The sequence below is a fragment of the Companilactobacillus nantensis DSM 16982 genome, assembly GCF_001435815.1.
Taxonomy (GTDB): Bacteria; Bacillota; Bacilli; order Lactobacillales; family Lactobacillaceae; genus Companilactobacillus; species Companilactobacillus nantensis.
Genome location: NZ_AZFV01000002.1, coordinates 97,987 through 115,472, shown reverse-complemented (window position 1 = coordinate 115,472; position 17,486 = coordinate 97,987). Strand labels below are relative to the sequence as shown.

Genomic DNA, 17,486 nt, shown 5'->3' with positions numbered 1-17,486 from the left:
ACAGCATTATTGATTACTTAACAAATAATGTCTCAAATCATCGAAATTATTGGAAACGTTTCCTTCCACGACAGCTCGCTCTATTTGGGACATTGATTTTCCAATAATTGGACCTGGTTTCACTCCCAGAATCTTACAAATATCTTTCCCTGTAAGCGCTAAATCATGACTATCTTTTATGGTGATTTGAGCAACTTCTGCTTGTAAATTATCGTAGTCAAACTCAATGAGAAACATCTGGCAAAGTTGAATCGTTCGTGGCAAATTATCAGTGCCTAATTTATAAATATTCCAAAGATCATAATCTTGATTTTCAAATAAATGTAATAAATTCAAAGTATTCAGGCTGGCCTCTCGTGTTTTATTTGAGACCTTCCAGTCACGTAATAATTTATTAAATTCTTGATGATTTAAACTCAAAACATAACCAATTGCACTCCATGCCGCATCTTCACCAGCAAAAGTCTGATTCTTAGGATCAAGCAATTCCTCTAATTCCATTTTTTGTCCTTTAAATTCGGGACAATATTCACTCAAGCCTAATTCTAGAAAGTTTGAAAAACCTGTTTGCCAAGAATTGCTGAGCATTAATTTAACAAATTCTTCACGAATTCTCTCGACAGCAATCTTATCTAACAATGGTGCATTATCAGCAATGGCCTGGGCGGTATTCTTTTCAATTTCAAAATTTAGTTGTGCTTGAAAACGGACTGCACGCATCATACGCAGAGCATCTTCGTGGAATCTGGCCTCTGCAGTCCCAACTGCTCTAATAATATGGTCGTCCAAATCTTTCAAACCATCGAACTTATCAATGACATTTCCATTGCGGTCAACAGCCAATGCATTAATTGTAAAGTCACGACGTTTCAAATCATCAGCTAGTGATCTGACAAAAGTTACTTTATCAGGACGTCGGTAATCTTGATAACCTGATTCTGTTCGAAAGGTCGTAATCTCGTAAGAATCATCCCCCATGAGAACAGTTACAGTCCCATGTTGAATGCCTGTATCAACGGTTCGCTTAAAAATTTCTTTGATTTCTTCTGGATAAGCGCTAGTCGCAATATCGACATCGTGAATCGGTAAACCTAAAATGTGATCGCGCACACTTCCTCCAACAAAATAAGCCTCATATCCGGCTTGTTCAATTTCTTCTAAAACTGGCAGTGCTTCAATAAAATCCGCAGGAAGTTGTTTGATTTGCATATTTTTACCTCACAATTTAAAAAGTGTCTTTTTACATTATATACCAATTAGTAATCATCTTAGAAACTGACCCGATTATTCTCATAATTATAATAATTAAGGATAAGACAATTTCAATAAAACGTTTAAAACTGGCAATTATTTCGGTTAAGACTATATACGATTTATTAAAGATAGATATAATAGAGTCAATAAGGATGTGAAAGAATATCAGATAAGAAAGCGCATAAACTAAATCAGGGGTTCTGATATTCGTTAGATATGGTAAATATTATACTTTTGATTTCATTAATTGGTATTTGGGTTGGTGCTATCTGTGGTCTCGATTGGTTAACTTTTTCTGCACTCCTTCTCAATTCAATAGTCCTTTTGATCAGCATGGTAGCTGGCAAGGATAAAAAATAACTCAATTCGCAAAAAAAACGTACAAACTTCAGGGGAAGTTTGTACGTTTTTTCCTTTAATCAAAGATATCTTCGTTTACAAAATCAGTATCAATTACGTCAACATGATTGATAATATCTTGTCCTTCGTAAAGACACCTAGTCTCTGTACCGATTTCACCATCGGCAATTGTAATGATGTCATAGTACGTGGCATCATAGATCAAATGACGGTGCTCGTCATCACAATCAATGTGATAAGCACTAGAATCTGTCGAATGTAACAAGATTCCGTCTTTGACAAACGAAGTTTCAAAATGAATATGTCCTGAGAAAACAGCCTTAACCGGGCTGTTTTTTATTGTCCGCATTAATTGTTCACTCTCTTGTAAAATACTATAACGCATATGATGCATTGCTGGACCATCAATTGGATGGTGTAGAAAGATAACTGATTGCTTCGAATTGTTACGGAGATTATCTTGTAACCAGTCTAATTGTTCCTGACCAATGTAACCTTGTTCATAGTTATAAAATTTACTATCAAGAAAATATAAATTAGTCTCTTCTGTTTCAAGCAAATAATAATACTTTTCACGTGGAATTTGCTTCAGATAACCCTCAAAAAACTCTGCTGTCCGATCATGATTACCGAGGACTACTTGAATTGGAATATTCAACATTTCATGGTAATGGTCAATTATTTGATAAAGTCGATCGTAATCCTCAGCCGTTCCTTCATGAATCAAATCACCAGTAATGGCGATTAAATCTGGTTTAACTGGCATTTTGGCAACATCCAAGAAAATGTTATCTAACTTAACATATGGATCAACTTTTTGATTATTAGCCATTGCTGCACCATTCGGTGTCAAATGGGTATCTGTAATTTGGATAATTTTATACTTACTCATAGTTCCCCCAATACAAATTCTTTTCAGTCGTTGGATCAAACAGAAGACTTGTTTCTTGTTGCAACGTAACAAATACCTTATCACCAGTTTCAAACGCAAGCTCGTTGACAATGGCTTTCAAGTGACGTCCATCTTCCATTACTAATAGCAACTGTACAAAGCGACCGTAATCTACAATGTCCTCGACCACTACTTCCAAACTTAAATCACTTACTCTTGTTTTTGAACAATGTAAGTTCTCTGGTCTGACTCCAAGATAGTAACTTTGTGATTGTAAATGTACGTCCATTGTTTCAATAACTGTTTTGCCAGCTAATTTTAATTGATTGCCTTGTAATTCCACCTCAATCAGATTGATTTGTGGCGTTCCTATAAACTTAGCAACAAACAAATTAGTCGGCTTATTATAAATATTCTCAGGGATATCAATCATTTGAATAATACCCTGATTCATAACAGCTATCCGATCACCTAGTGCCATTGCTTCTAACTGATCATGCGTCACATACACGATAGTCTGCTGATTCATCACATGTAATTTTTGAATCTCATCACGTGCTTTCTCACGCAACTGAACATCAATGTTGGAAAGTGGTTCATCTAATAGAAAAATCTTACTTTTTTTAACCATACCTCGGCCAACTGCAACACGTTGTTTTTGACCACCAGATAATTGGGATGGTAATCGATCTTTATACTTAACCAGATTCAATGTTTGTAATACATTTTCAATTCGATTCTTTCGTTCTTCCGCTGGAACCTTATGAACTTTTAAAGCATATTCTAAATTTTGATAGACGGTCATATTCGGATAAAGGGCATAATCTTGGAAAACCATTGCAATTGTATGACCATCATCTTTCATTTCCTGAAGATTTTCGTCATCAATCATCACTGCTCCAGAAGTTGGTTCTTCTAAACCAGCAATCATTCGCAATGTTGTTGATTTCCCGCAACCAGATGGTCCGAGTAAAACTAAGAATTCACCAGCTTTAACAGACAGATCTAACCCATCAATAATTGTATTTTTTTTAAATTCTTTAGAAATCTTCTTTAATTCAATTGTTGCATTGCTTTTACTCATATATTTCTCCTACTTCAAACCACTATTACTAATACTGTTTAGAATATATTTTTGAAAAATCAGATAAATAATCAATGGCAAAATTACCATGATAGTTGATAAGGCCATCGCTAACGGAAAATTAGTTCCACCCTCACTTGAGATGTAGTTTTGGAGTGCCAAGGGCAAAGTGAAACTTGCTTTATCTTTCAAGATCAATGTTGGCCAGACGTATTCATTCCAAGAATTAATGAAGAAAATAGCTCCAACACTAACAATACTTGGCTTCAAGATTGGCACAACAATATTGAAGAAAATTCTTCGATTAGGAATATTGTCAATTTTGGCAGCATCAATTAAACTATTAGGAATTTTCTCCATTGTCTTTAAGAAAATCATGATTCCTGTTGCATCACATAATTGAGGTAAAGCAACTCCGATGATATTATTCAATAAATTTAATTTGGCAATTACTAAATAATTCGGAATCATCACAATGGTGAAGGGAACAAAGATAGTTGAAACAAAGATCAAGTAAATCAACATCTTCCCTTTAAATTGATAACTTCTAAAAGCATAGGCTGTTAATAGTCCCGTCAACAATTTTCCAACTGTAACCATCGTTGCCATTAAAAAAGTATTCCATGTTAAACCAAGTAGATTTACTTGTTGATTCAATAGTTGGTAATTCTCCAGCGTCGGGTGTAACGGAATTAGATTTAACATCGTTCCATATGAATCGCGCAACGTTTTAAAGGAGTTAGAAATCATAAAGAGAATTGGTAAAATTGCTCCTAAGATAACTAGTAATAACAGGATGTGCCATAAGTTGATTTTTCTCTTAAGCATAATTTTTAGCCTTCCTCTCTACAAAACGGATCTCAATAAATAGCAAAATTAAAAAGATAACAAAAGTTACAATTGCTAATGCTGATGAGGTTCCTGTTTTATATAAGACAAAAGCATTTAAATATGTTTGGTAAATCATATTGGAAGAACCGTAGTATGGTCCGCCAGTGGTAATGACATTGATTGGTGTGAAGACATACTGCAAACCTTGGACAATGGTCAAAATTAAAACATAAATTCCAATACCACGGTTCATTGGTAAAATAACATTCCAAATCAAACGCCACTTCGGAATACCATCTACTTTGGCAGCATCAATAATATTCTTAGGAATTGAACCCAAACCTGTCAGTAATAAAATGAAATTGTAACCAAAAACTTTCCAATTCGTAATAAAACAAATAACGGTAATGGCTAAAATTCCTGAGTTAGACCAGTTGGGCATTGCGATTCCAAAATTTTTCAAAATATAGGCAATCGGTCCAGACACCGGATTCAAAATCCAAGTAAAGACCATTGCACCAACAACTAGTGAAAATAAACTAGGGATGAAGAATAAAACTTTATATACACCTTGCATCTTGCTGATAAAAAACTTCACGACCAAAGAAATGAAATATGGTACCAAGAAATTCAAAACCACCAAAAAAACAATGTAAATCAACGTATTTAAGATAACTTTTTGATTGACTGGATCAGTAAATACTTCCAGATAATTTCTTAAACCAACAAATTCTTTCGTTGGAGCAATCAAATTCCAATCAAAGAAACTTAAATAGAATGTATATAAAATAGGGATGACCAGAAAGACTACCAACAGAATGGCTGTTGGTAGTAGGTAAAGAAATGGTAAGAAACGTTTATTTTTGTTGTGCATTGATTTTATCCTGTGCTGTCTCCAATGTAGATTTAACGTCACTGCCGGATAAGATTTTATCTCTTGCATCAATCATTGCTTGTTCAGCTTGCAAGCCCTTCTTAGGGAATGATGTCCATGGAACAGCGTTGTCCAAAGTCTTAACGGCTGGGTCAAGCATTGGATTTTCTTTCACGTAATCTTTAAATGCTGATGATTCCAAAGCTACCTTAGTTGGAGGTAAGTAACCTGTTCCCTTGCTCCAAGTAACAGCAGCTTCAGCTTTATACATCCACTTTTCAAATTCCCAAGCAGCTTTTTGTTGTTCTGAATCTTGAGCTGTAATTGCTAGCATTGAACCACCAACTGGAACAACTGTCTTGTGGTCTTTAAAGTGTGGAGCCTCGATTGCAGCTGCATTAAAGCTAGCACTCTTCTTAATATGTGAAGCTTGTGCAATTGTTGTAAAGGCCATTGCTACGTCACCTTTAATGAATGAATCCATTCCTTGTGCCCAAGGTGTGTGTAGTGCTAACTTGTCGTTAACCATTTCTTGGTAGTACTTGTATGCACCAACACCGCCAGCACTGGCAAAAGCTGCTTTACCACCCTTTTGAATATCAGCACCGTTACTTAGCATAATTCCTTGTTGAGCCCATGTATCAGCTGGTTCTTGGATGTAAAGACCATACTTACCTGATTGATCATGGATCTTCTTAGAAGCTTCCTTAATGCCTTCCCAGGTTGCTAATGAATCTTCTTGAATATTGTATTTGCTTAAAATATCTTTATTAATAAATAGTACGGGTGTACTCAAAGAATATGGCAAGCCAACTAGATGACCCTTACTATCTTTCGCAAATGATAAAGTTCTCTTTGTAAAATTAGAATCGATGAATTTACTGTTGCCATCGAATTTCTTAGCAGCATCAGTTGGAGTCATATATTTAAAATTACTTGCAAAGTAATTGTCGTATGCCCAACCAACTTGAGTAATATCAGGAACCTTACCAGATGCTTGAGCTGATTGTAGATTTTGCATCAAACCTTTATACATATCTGGGTTGTATTTAGCAGTTACCTTGATATTTTTGTGTGTATCATTAAACTTCTTAACTAACTCATCAACTGTGGCTCCCCCTTGAGTCTGCGCGTTAACGTGCCAGTACGTGATGTGTTTAACTGATGTTGCGGAAGTCTTTTTACCACAAGCTGTAAATAAAACAGCCATAGCCATAACTCCAAGCATCAATAAAACTCTTTTTAAATTACTATTTTTCACTTTTCTTCCTCCTATTCATAGGAACAATCATATCGATAGACTGTATAAAAAAAGTGTATTTAATGTTTAGAAACGGAAAAGTTTATGTATAATTTCTTTACAAAAAAAGCTAGCAATCCAAATCGGATTACTAGTCTTGTTTAATTTTATGCTCAAAAACTGACGATACCTTGTCACACTCCTATGTAGATTAAATATTTAGTTTATTTGTTCTGACACTTCTCCACTCAAAACTTTTTTAGGAGCTTTGACTTGGTTGTAGTTCTTACCAAAGACGAAGGCAAAAATAACTGTCAATAATGGGTTCATCCAAACGTAGAAGGCACAAGAGATGAAGACTACTGGGCTGACACCAAGAACACCGGAAATGAAGATACCTGTAACGCCCCAAGGAACCAATGCATTAATATCAGCCCCACCACTAGCAAGAACACGTGACAAGTATTCCGGTTTAATTTGTTGTTTGTCAAAATTTTCTTTAAAAGTTGCTCCAGGCAAAATAATTGAGATGTATTGCTCACCAACTAGAAAGTTAACGCCAATGGCACTGATCATTGAAGTAAGAATCAATTTACCCGGTGTATTTACTTGGCTATTTAGTTTACCAATTAAATTGTCGACAACACCGAGTTTTAATAATACGCCTCCAAGTGTCAAGGCAACTAAGATCAATGAGATACTGCTTAGCATACTTGTAATACCACCGCCACTAACTATTAGATTAATTTTTTTGTCCGGTGAATTTAGTTGAAATCCATTCATGATTTGATCACTAACCGTTTTGATTGTGGGATGATCAATAAAAATATGCATAATGATAGCTGTAATCGAACCAGCCAATAAAGTTGGAATGGCTGGAATTTGCATAATGGCACAAAAGATTAAAACGGCAATCGGAATCAACATCAATGGTGAGATAAAGAAATTAGCATTGAGAGCATTGATAATATGATGAACTGAACTCATATCGGGATTAGCTGTTGAATGGCCAAGAACTAAAAAGATAATTGCAGTGACAATAGCTGAAGGAACGGCCGTATGAGAAATGGTTCTAATATGATCAAACACGTTATCAACACCTGCGATACCAGTCGAAAGATTAGTCGTTCCCGAAAGTGGTGACATGTTATTACCAAAGAGTGCTCCAGAAACGATTGAACCAGCTGTTAAGGCAACATTGATACCCATAACATGACCAATACCCATGAAAACGATACCCAACGTACTAATAGTTGTGAAAGAACTACCAACAATAACACCGACCAAACAGCAACTAATAAATACTGTAAATAGAAAGAAACGAACATTCAATAATTCCAAGCCGTAAACCATAATCGTTGGAATAACACCTGACATTGACCAGGCAGAAACTAACACACCAATCATAATAAAAATAATCATTGGAATAATTCCTGGTTTAATACCTTCAGAAATTCCTTCCTGTAACTCATTCCAAGAAAATCCTCGGAAACGTCCGTAAAATAGCAATAAAGTAAATGTTAATAAAATCGGAATTTGTGGTGTCATTTTCCAAGCAATCATCATGGTACCCAACATACCAAACATGACTAACATAATAATTAAACTTTCCCAAAAAGTTAAACGATTTTTCTTTTTCATATCTCTCACCCTAATTATTTTTTAATGGGGAGTTAAACTTCCCCGATTTTGATTTATTTTGTTCATTATTTGCTCCAATAGGGTCTATAAAGATAGTTTTGTTTTGCACTGTTTACTTCATTTTCGTTTAAGATTTGACTAAAAGTAGCTTGCATTCGAAGTTTTTCGATAAATTTCATGTTGTTTCCTCCTCTAATTCGTGTCCAAGAGTATAAAAAAAGCGCCCCTGCAATAATATGCAGGGACGCTAATTTGCGCGGTACCACCCAAAATTCAAATGGATAGATTAGTCCATTTGCTCTTTACTCCCGAAACGTGGGACACGTGATCTTGATTTTGTATTTCATCAAAATACCCTGCATGGCTCGCACCGACCGCCAATTCTCTGAACACCCAGATATTTTATTACTTGCGTTAAAATCAAAATCAATTTATGTAAGTTATATTAGCAGAAGTTATTGAGAATGCAAGCGATAAATTAGAATTAATTAGATTTATTTTAATTTTATTAGTTGTAGAAAGCGCAATCAAGCCTCCAAAATCAATTATTTTAATAAAATAGGATTTTCAATAAAATATATTTCTAACTTAACTATTTATATTAAAAATAACTGTGACCAAACTATTTCGTACTTAAACATGCAGCATAAAAATGTAACAAAACATAACTTTTTTCGCTTAAAACAAAGAAACGAGTAATCCAAAATCGGATTACTCGTTTCTTTGCCTTGATACTCAAAAGCTGACCATGTTTTGTCCCACTCTCGTGTTCCTACGATTAGTCATTCATTTGATCTAAAAGATTTTGCATTGCTTCATTATCTGGATCTTGCTTAAGATAAAGTGCTAGTGCAGGTCTAAGAACGTCATTATTACCAGTACTACGTAAGATTTCAATCAAGTCTGACAAATAGTCCAAATTATCTTTAAAGTCGTCTAAGACTAAGAGAATGTTTTCTTGAGCAGCATTGACATCATCAGTTTCAAACTGTGACTTAGCCAAATTCCAAGTTAACTTAGGATTATTATTGACATCTCGTCCAGCTAAAAGATCCAAGTTGGCCTTGAATTGACCCTTAGTAACATAATAGTCACTCAATTTGACGATTAATGGCAATGGATTTTCAACTTTTTTAATTCCAGTCTCTAAGATTTTCACTGCGCCAGTTGGGTCCTCAGCTGTTCCCGCATCAAAGGCAATTTGATATAGTCGATCATCTAATTCATTCAAATTCAAGCCTAATTGAGCATATTTGAACGCATCAGAGTTCTTTTTAATGTTCAAGTAATCTTCTGCCAAGATTGGATAGGCAGTTGGATAATCACGGTTAGTTTCCAAAAGTTTTTCCAAAATAGCAATTGATTTATTGTAATTTTTAACTTGATTGTACAAAAAGCCTAGTTGGAATTGCGCATCTTCGTTTAATTCCAAGGCATTCAACTTTTCATATTCACTAATGGCAGCTTCATATTGACCATCCCCTGCCAAAGAACTAGCTTTTCTAAAGACAATTGAAATACCAGAATAGTTCTTAATATCCATATCAAGCAACATATCGTAATACGTTAAAGCCTTGCTAAATTTATTTTCATCGAAATAAACTTCAGCTAAAGCAAATTTAAAGACTTCTTCATCGGGGTATTCACGGATACCAGTAAGAAGTTTTTGTTCACTGACCTCATAGAGACCTTGTGATTGATAAATATCTGCAGAAACCAAGAGATTTTCGGCATAAGCAGGCGAATCAGGCGTGATTTGCGAAATATAATCTAAAGCTTGATCACTATCACCGTCAGAAACGGCAATTTCAGCCAATCTGGAGAGGATTTGCCCCTCAGTAGGGTAATTAGTCAAGAGATGGTCATAAATCGTCTTAGCTTGAACAGAGAGACCACGGCTCATCAATGTTTCAGCCAAAGAAAATTGTGTTTGATCGTCATCTTCCAAAAGTGAATCTTGAATTAAACTGTCAACCTGGGAAAAATCACCATCGTCAATTGTTTGAATAACTTCATCTGCTTTACTCAAAGTAATACCTCCAATATTTTTGCGTAAAAAAAGACGGTCATCAGACCGCCCCTTTGATAGTTAAATTAATTATTTAACTGAATCCTTCAAAGCTTTACCAGGCTTGAATGCTGGAACCTTGCTTGCAGGAATCTTAATTTCTTCGCCAGTTTGTGGGTTACGACCCTTACGAGCAGCACGTTGACGAACTTCAAAGTTACCAAAGCCAATTAATTGAACTTTGTTACCTTCTGATAAGTTTTCTTGGATTGTTTCGAAAACAGCGTCAACAGCAGAAGTTGCATCCTTCTTTGTCAAACCTGTTTTACTTGCTACACTATCAATAAGTTCAGCTTTATTTGCCATATGTGAATACCTCCGGAAAATTGTAAAAATTTTTTAGAACACATGAACTTTTATTAATGCGTTCATTATTCTATTTACAAAAATACCATAGCAACGCCGTTGTGACAAGCATTTACCGTTTTTTTTACGATAAATCTTCATAAATATAAATATATTTATAAAAACGGATAAAATACCGTCATTCTAAGGCTATTTTCGTTTTCTAGGAAGAATCTTAATGGGTGTTCCCTCGAAGTCAAAAGTTTCTCTCAATTGGTTTTTCAAGAATCTTTCGTATGAGAAATGCAACAATTCAGTTTCATTAACGAAAACAACAAATGTTGGTGGTTGAACCGCAACTTGTGTCATATAGTAAATTCTTAATCTCTTACCGTTAACTAATGGTGTTGGGGCAATAGAGGTTGCTCTCAACAACAAGTCATTCAAGACAGATGATTGAATACGACGTTCACGGTTATCATACACACGTTCAACAAGTTCAGGGATTTGGTCAAGACGTTGGCCCTTTGTTGCTGATGTGAAGAGGATTGGTGCATAAGCTAAGTATTGGAACTCAACTCTTATTTGGTTTTCAAAGTCCTTCATTGTGTTGGTATCTTTTTTCAAAGTATCCCATTTGTTAACAACAATGATTACACCTTTACCAGCATTGTGCGCATAACCAGCCACACGTTTATCTTGTTCACGAATACCTTCTTCAGCATTCAAGACAACACAGACAACGTCTGACTTATCAATCGCACTCAAAGCACGCAAGACAGAATACTTTTCAGTATTTTCGTAGACCTTACCACGTTTTCTAATACCGGCAGTATCAATCATTGTAAAGTCTTTATCAAGCTTTTCATCGTGATACTTAGTATCAATGGCATCACGTGTTGTACCTTGCATATCAGATACGATAACACGTTCATCCCCAAGGATAGCGTTAACTAGTGATGACTTACCAACATTGGGACGACCGATAAAACTAAATTTAACAGTGTCGTCTTCTTCAGACTTGTCTTCATTTGGAAAAGCCTTAACAATAGCATCCAATAAATCACCTAAACCAGTTCCTTGTGAACCTGAAATAGGATTTGGATCACCGAAACCAAGTGCGTAAAAATCATAAATATTTTGACGTTGTTCCGGATTATCAGCTTTATTAACGGCTAAGATAACTGGTTTGTTTGTCCGATAAAGAATTTTGGCAACATCTTCATCTTCCTTAGTAACTCCATTTTGACCATTAGTAATAAAGACGATAACATCAGCTTCATCAATCGCAATTTCTGCTTGGGTTTTGATTTGAACGGACATTTTTTCGCCACTCATCTCAATACCACCTGTATCGATCAAACGGAACTCTTTACCTAACCAACTAGCACGTGAATAAATCCGGTCACGTGTTACACCGGGTGTATCTTCAACAATCGAAAGTCTTTCATTGATGATTCGATTGAAAATTGTAGATTTCCCAACATTGGGGCGTCCTACTAACGCAACTACTGGAACAGACATATTTTGCCTCCCTACCTACTTGTGTTCATTAACTATTTCAGTTACTCGATCAACCACTTGTTCGATGGTCATATCAGAAGTATCAACTTCAATGGCATCGTTAGCTTTCTTTAATGGTGAAATTTCACGATGTGAGTCCTTGTAATCTCTTGCAGCAATTTCATCTTGCAATTCCTTTAAAGGCGTATTGATACCACGTTCAATATTTTCCTTAAAACGTCTTTGTGCACGGACTTCGACACTCGCAATTAAAAAGATTTTGACTTCGGCATTTGGTAAAACAGTTGTACCGATGTCACGGCCGTCCATGACAATATCAACGTCATTGGCTAAATCTCTTTGCATTTCAACTAATTCAGTTCTAACTTCCTTGATTGCAGAAACTTGTGAGACATTGTTAGTGATCTCTTCAGTTCTAATTGCATCAGAAACATCTTCATCGTCTAAAAGCACATGTTGACCATCTGCTTGGTTAAGAAAATGAATTTTATGTTCTGACATTAATTTTAAAATATTGAGAGTATCACCATAACCTACATTATGCTTTTTTGCAAGTAATGTCACTGTCCGATACATTGCGCCAGTGTCACAATATACAAAATTTAGTTTCTTAGCAATTAGCTTGGCAATCGTACTTTTACCAGCAGAAGCTGGACCATCTATAGCAATTTGCATTAATTTCTCTCCTTAATAAAAGGGCCCAGACAAAATTGTCAGAGACCCTCCACTTAAAATTATAATTATTTAACTCTTAGTGATGTACCAGGTGTTAATGTACCAACATTACCATTCATGCTCTTTAATTGAGCTGTTGTTAGGTTGTTGTTATATGCAATTCTAAACCAGTTATCACCGGCCTTAACAGTGTAATATGATGCATTAGCACTGTTGTCAGTTGATGTGGTTGATGAATTATTGTTTGTAGTACTATCTGAAGCTTGTTGATTATTTTGTGATTGTTGTGAGTTACTATCAGTTGTTGTCGTTGTTGATTGATCTTTATTAGTATTGTCAGAAGCTGTGCTATCTGAAGCATTACTATTAGAATCATTATTCGAACTACTGTTAGAAGTACTCTTTTTACTCTCTGATGCGGCAGCTGCCTTTTTAGCAGCTTCAGCCTTCTTGTCAGCGGCAGCTTTTTTAGCTGCTGCCTCTTTAGCGGCCTTCTTCTTAGCAGCTGCTTTCTTTGCTGCAGCTTGCTTAGCTTTAGTTGCCTTATCTTTGTTCTCAACCGACTTAGTTGATTGAGTACTATCTAAATCACCACTACCACTGCCCTTGACTGCATTGATCACAACTGGTGTGAACATAATAACAATCAAAGCAATAACTAAGGTGACAACTAAAGTATGGTTACCACGTTGCTTCTCTTTCGAAACTGCACGAGAAACATGTCCGTCATCATCAGTATCAGAATCAAAACTCTTTTCCCAAGGCTTAACGTCATCTTTGTCAGCCTCAGGTTCAGCATCGGCATCAGTTGTTTCCTCGGGTTGAGTATCAGCTGTGTCTTTTGCCTCTTCAGTTTTTTCTGCTTGTGATGGCATAACTGGTGGCACTGGAACAAACTTAGCATCATTAGAGTTATCAGGCTCTGTATCCTGTTTTGCTTCGCTTAAATGATCATTGCTTTCTTCAGATTGAAGATGATCTTCTGCAGCGGGTGTAGGTTGACTGTTTTCAGTAACATCAGGTTCGTCACTAGTATCAGTATCTACTGGCTGTTTTGAAGATGCATCATTAGAAGTTTGAGCATCAGAAACAGTATCATTTGTTGGTGTGTTGTCATCACCCGTATTAATTAGATGATATTTTTTCAAATCCTCAAGACTGACTGATCCTTCTAGTCCTTGAGTGGATTTAGGAACACGTGAATCGCCAGACATATTGTTTTTATCATTATCGGCCATTAAAAACCAACCTCCTAATTTCTATCTCTTAAAGCATATCATAAAAGTTTAAAATTTTTCTTTAAAGATTTATAAAGTTTCGCTATTTAATAGCAAAATGTCCTTTAATTCGTGGATAGACGATAATTACGGCCGCTGATAAGATTAAAGCTTTAACAATATTGAATGGAATGACACCTGTAGCAACGTATTGTGCCAAACTCATATTTAATTTCATACCGACAACATTCATATACAATGGCATAACTACTAAATAGTTAAGAATTGACATGATGATAGTCATTGAAGCTGTTCCACCAATAATTGCAAGTGTTCTTTGATCCTTCTTCCAGAAATAATTGAATGGAATCAATAATGATACAGAACCAACAAACGCTGCCCCATTACCAATTAAACCTGCAACACCGCTACCAGTAACAATGACATGGACCATTGATTTGATTAAAGCTATCAAAATTCCCCCAACTGGTCCATATGCAAACGTTCCGATGATTGTTACAACATCGCTCAAGTCAACCTTCAAAAATGGCATCCAAATCAAAATTGGAAATTCGAAGAACATTAAAATCGTCCCCAATGCCGCAAAGATAGAAACCCCTACTATCGCTTGAAATTTGTACGTACTCTTTCCCATTAAAATCAACCTTCCTCAATCGATTTCCAAAGAAAAAAGGCCTATTTTGGGCACACCAAAACAGACCTTACTCTGTTTTCTTCCATCTAGACTTTAACTATCGGTATTGGAATCTAACCAATTCGGCCAACTTACGTTGGGTCGCGGACTATACCGCCGGTCGGGAATCACACCCTGCCCTGAAAACCAATTTATTAAATTTTATACTCTTAATATAGCAGAGATTGGATAAATTACAACTAATCATTATTCATAGTAATTATAACCGGATTGTATACGTTTACAAAAACTTTGCAAATCCCCATATTATAAGGTTAATGGCATATAAATGACTAATCACCCTTTTTTTACTAGTTAAAAATCATTTTACAAATTATCAAGTTATTTTGATGTCATAATGATTTATATTCTCAAACCCATCTATATATGACTATTAATAATAGGTAAACCAATTGAATATTTTCATCAAAATCCGCCCATATTTTAGATATTATTATAGGTAGAATTTATCAAAATGTGCAGAAAATGTGCAAACTTAAAAAAGTGGGAACTGACTATTACGTCAATCCCCACCTTTTTAACTACTACTTAATCTAAAAGTTTACTACAACTTGTCTTTGCTTATGCTCCGACAAGTTTAAAATAACATAATTAAGCAAATAATAATACATAATATTATTTAAATCCTGAACCTTGTGCATATTTAACTGGAATATATTCATCAGTAGCAACTTTATAAGCATACCCAATATTCGGCAAGTTAACTAATTTATCTGCTGTTTTCCAAACTGTTCCACCTTTGAAAATTTTATTTGATCCACCAATTGAATTTCCTTCTGAATTATAGGCAAGTACACCATAATCACTAACATAGTTCACTACAACTGTACCATTAAATGTTGAACTCGACTGTGGAAGCAACGTGTCAACGCCAATAATATAGAAGGGCTTGTCATTAATAACTGAAACCCCTGCTGATTTCCAAGAAGTTCCCGAAATTACATTGGTTCCAATATTTGCTTGGCCAGAATTATTATATGTTGTATACGCCTTGTAGGAATCGCCTTTTACAGAAACGACATTATTAATAGTAGATTTAGGATTTTCTAACGGTGTTTGATTTCCGTAAAAGAAATTATCATAATTTTGAGATACATCAAAATTTCCATACGATCCTTGAAATCGATAAGTTGAACCCCATTGCCATGAATGATGTGCTGAATACCAATTTTTGTCAGCTGCGTTATATGGATATGAAGCAATCCATCCTTTTCCAACATCCATCTTCTGACCAAGCCAAGAACTCATTGTATAAACTGCCGAACGATATCCATATTTAGCAACTTCATTAATGAATGCCTGATTATTTGCATTATTTACTGATCTCGAAAGTCCATTTTGTTCTTGAGCTTCAACATCAGTGATCAATGCAGCTCCAATCGGTAATCCGTCTGCTTTAGCCATGCTTGCTGCGTAATCAGCCTCGTTGATTGCTCCTTGAACTGTTGTATATCTAGCAAAATGATATCCGTTTATATACAGTCCAGCAGATTGAGCAGTTGAAATATTATTAGCTGCCGTATAATCCTTATAATAATTACCTTCTGAAATTTTAGTAACTACAGCTTTAACGCCATAATTATTCAGCATATCCTTAAAATTAGATACGGTCATGTACCCGTTGTGATTGCTGACATAGACCATATCGGTTCTTGCAGCATCAACATCTGTTACGAAAAAAAATAAGCCTGCAATAAGCAGACTTACCATATAAATCAATTTATTTCTTGGTTTCATCATCATTACCTCCAGCACTGAATGATTTTATATCCTCTAATTTTTGAAGGCAGTAGACTACCCAATCCGGAAATTTCACACCCATTACTCCAAAGTTTTCAACAATTGAAAGTCCATAAAACCCAATCAAAAATATCAAAAATGCATTAGCAACATTCGAAATTCCCCATGCCATCGTTAATGGATAAATTGTTGTCATCGCAAACCAGATACAGAAGTTCTTTACTAAGCCATAAATACCCTTTTGACTGCTCAATCTCACTTTTGCATTTGGAAAAACATTTTTTATTGTCCCTGTAAAACAGTCAACAATAATAATGATGGTAATTGTCCACCACCATAAATTTTCTTGTAGATTTGATGCTGCAGCCCAATATTCTAACATTCCCCAATGCACTTGTGGTTGAGGTCCAATCATATAATCATCTCCTAAAATTTTTAAACATAAAAAGGGTAGCCGCTAGGCTGCTCCTTCTTTATATTCTTCACCTGTGATCGTCTTATAATCGTCTGTCGTGAACAATCCCCCTACCACATATTGGACGATGTCTGACGCCTTAAGTGTTTTCCAAATCTGTACTTCTGTCTTTAATAATTCAATCATAATTAAATCCTCCTATTATTTTGCTGTTTCCGTATCGACATTTGATGTATTAGCAGTTGTAACTTGTAACTTCAAGTCCATCATTTCTTTTGTTAAATCGGTAATAGCTTTATGATTTGTATCTCTATCGACTTTAAGTTGCGCATTATCCATAGTCAGTTGTAAGTTTGATTGTGTTAACGCTGTGACAGCTGTCTGTAACTGAACTCCAGTCATTTGATTAGCTAAGTTGCCCTTAGTTAATTCAGTGATATTGTTTCGATCACGTTCCTTAGATGTTCGCATATCAGATAGGTAGACTAACTGATTATCAAATTCACGCACGGTCCAAAGATAGGCTTGACTAGTTAAAAAGGCTGGATCACTTTCTACTAATGTCCAACCTTCATACTTAGATTGATTAATTGCTGCATCTTCGCTTGTATCATTAACGTGGTTAATAGACCCATCGTCATATAATGTAACTGCTATTTTCATGTTCTACC

17 protein-coding genes and 1 riboswitch are annotated in these 17,486 nt (G+C 35.4%); all 17 genes read right to left on the bottom strand.

Features of this window, described 5'->3' with window-relative positions:
* Positions 1–6: 6 nt before the first annotated feature.
* The 17 genes from FD31_RS01570 to FD31_RS01495 all read right to left on the bottom strand — a co-directional run bounded on the left by FD31_RS01570 (position 7) and on the right by FD31_RS01495 (position 17,478).
* Complete coding sequence (locus FD31_RS01570) at positions 7–1,209, bottom strand: CCA tRNA nucleotidyltransferase (RefSeq protein WP_057891013.1); 1,203 nt, start codon at positions 1,207–1,209, stop codon at positions 7–9.
* 460 nt (positions 1,210–1,669) lie between these two features.
* On the bottom strand, positions 1,670–2,506 hold the full coding sequence (locus FD31_RS01565; protein WP_057891012.1) for a metallophosphoesterase family protein: 837 nt from the start codon (positions 2,504–2,506) through the stop codon (positions 1,670–1,672).
* The gene (locus FD31_RS01560) at positions 2,499–3,590 is read right to left on the bottom strand and encodes an ABC transporter ATP-binding protein (protein ID WP_057891011.1); all 1,092 of its coding nucleotides are present in this window, start codon (positions 3,588–3,590) and stop codon (positions 2,499–2,501) included. The genes FD31_RS01565 and FD31_RS01560 overlap by 8 nt, the downstream gene beginning before the upstream one ends.
* A 9-nt stretch (positions 3,591–3,599) precedes the next feature.
* Positions 3,600–4,418: a carbohydrate ABC transporter permease gene (locus FD31_RS01555; protein ID WP_057891010.1), complete on the bottom strand. Its 819-nt coding sequence runs from the start codon at positions 4,416–4,418 to the stop codon at positions 3,600–3,602.
* Positions 4,411–5,295, bottom strand: coding sequence for a carbohydrate ABC transporter permease (locus FD31_RS01550; RefSeq protein WP_057891009.1), 885 nt, complete (start codon positions 5,293–5,295; stop codon positions 4,411–4,413). The genes FD31_RS01555 and FD31_RS01550 overlap by 8 nt, the downstream gene beginning before the upstream one ends.
* Positions 5,279–6,556, bottom strand: a complete 1,278-nt coding sequence (locus FD31_RS01545) for an ABC transporter substrate-binding protein (protein ID WP_057891008.1) — start codon at positions 6,554–6,556, stop codon at positions 5,279–5,281. The genes FD31_RS01550 and FD31_RS01545 overlap by 17 nt, the downstream gene beginning before the upstream one ends.
* Before the next feature lie 198 nt (positions 6,557–6,754).
* Positions 6,755–8,176: a Na+/H+ antiporter NhaC gene (gene nhaC, locus FD31_RS01540; RefSeq protein WP_057891007.1), complete on the bottom strand. Its 1,422-nt coding sequence runs from the start codon at positions 8,174–8,176 to the stop codon at positions 6,755–6,757.
* A gap of 778 nt (positions 8,177–8,954) precedes the next feature.
* Positions 8,955–10,205: a tetratricopeptide repeat protein gene (locus FD31_RS01535; protein WP_057891006.1), complete on the bottom strand. Its 1,251-nt coding sequence runs from the start codon at positions 10,203–10,205 to the stop codon at positions 8,955–8,957.
* A gap of 69 nt (positions 10,206–10,274) precedes the next feature.
* On the bottom strand, positions 10,275–10,550 hold the full coding sequence (locus FD31_RS01530; protein WP_010019909.1) for an HU family DNA-binding protein: 276 nt from the start codon (positions 10,548–10,550) through the stop codon (positions 10,275–10,277).
* A gap of 189 nt (positions 10,551–10,739) precedes the next feature.
* Positions 10,740–12,053, bottom strand: a complete 1,314-nt coding sequence (der, locus tag FD31_RS01525) for a ribosome biogenesis GTPase Der (RefSeq protein WP_057891005.1) — start codon at positions 12,051–12,053, stop codon at positions 10,740–10,742.
* A 15-nt stretch (positions 12,054–12,068) separates the two neighbouring features.
* Entirely contained in the window at positions 12,069–12,728 is a 660-nt protein-coding gene (gene cmk, locus FD31_RS01520) for a (d)CMP kinase (RefSeq protein WP_057891004.1), read from the bottom strand.
* 65 nt (positions 12,729–12,793) lie between these two features.
* A complete protein-coding gene (locus FD31_RS01515; RefSeq protein ID WP_057891003.1) occupies positions 12,794–13,966 on the bottom strand; it encodes a LysM peptidoglycan-binding domain-containing protein in 1,173 nt (390 codons plus the stop codon).
* 82 nt (positions 13,967–14,048) lie between these two features.
* Positions 14,049–14,600, bottom strand: coding sequence for an ECF transporter S component (locus FD31_RS01510; protein ID WP_057891002.1), 552 nt, complete (start codon positions 14,598–14,600; stop codon positions 14,049–14,051).
* Between the two features lie 70 nt (positions 14,601–14,670).
* A riboswitch (FMN riboswitch) is annotated at positions 14,671–14,791 on the bottom strand.
* Positions 14,792–15,275: 484 nt separating this feature from the next.
* A complete protein-coding gene (locus FD31_RS01505) occupies positions 15,276–16,400 on the bottom strand; it encodes a GH25 family lysozyme (RefSeq protein WP_235805317.1) in 1,125 nt (374 codons plus the stop codon).
* The gene (locus FD31_RS01500; protein ID WP_057891000.1) at positions 16,381–16,815 is read right to left on the bottom strand and encodes a phage holin family protein; all 435 of its coding nucleotides are present in this window, start codon (positions 16,813–16,815) and stop codon (positions 16,381–16,383) included. The genes FD31_RS01505 and FD31_RS01500 overlap by 20 nt, the downstream gene beginning before the upstream one ends.
* Before the next feature lie 42 nt (positions 16,816–16,857).
* Positions 16,858–17,001 carry an XkdX family protein gene (locus FD31_RS14025; protein ID WP_147007260.1) on the bottom strand — a complete coding sequence of 48 codons (144 nt, stop codon included), beginning with the start codon at positions 16,999–17,001 and terminating at the stop codon, positions 16,858–16,860.
* 15 nt (positions 17,002–17,016) lie between these two features.
* Positions 17,017–17,478, bottom strand: a complete 462-nt coding sequence (locus tag FD31_RS01495; RefSeq protein ID WP_057890999.1) for a hypothetical protein — start codon at positions 17,476–17,478, stop codon at positions 17,017–17,019.
* Positions 17,479–17,486 lie beyond the last annotated feature (8 nt).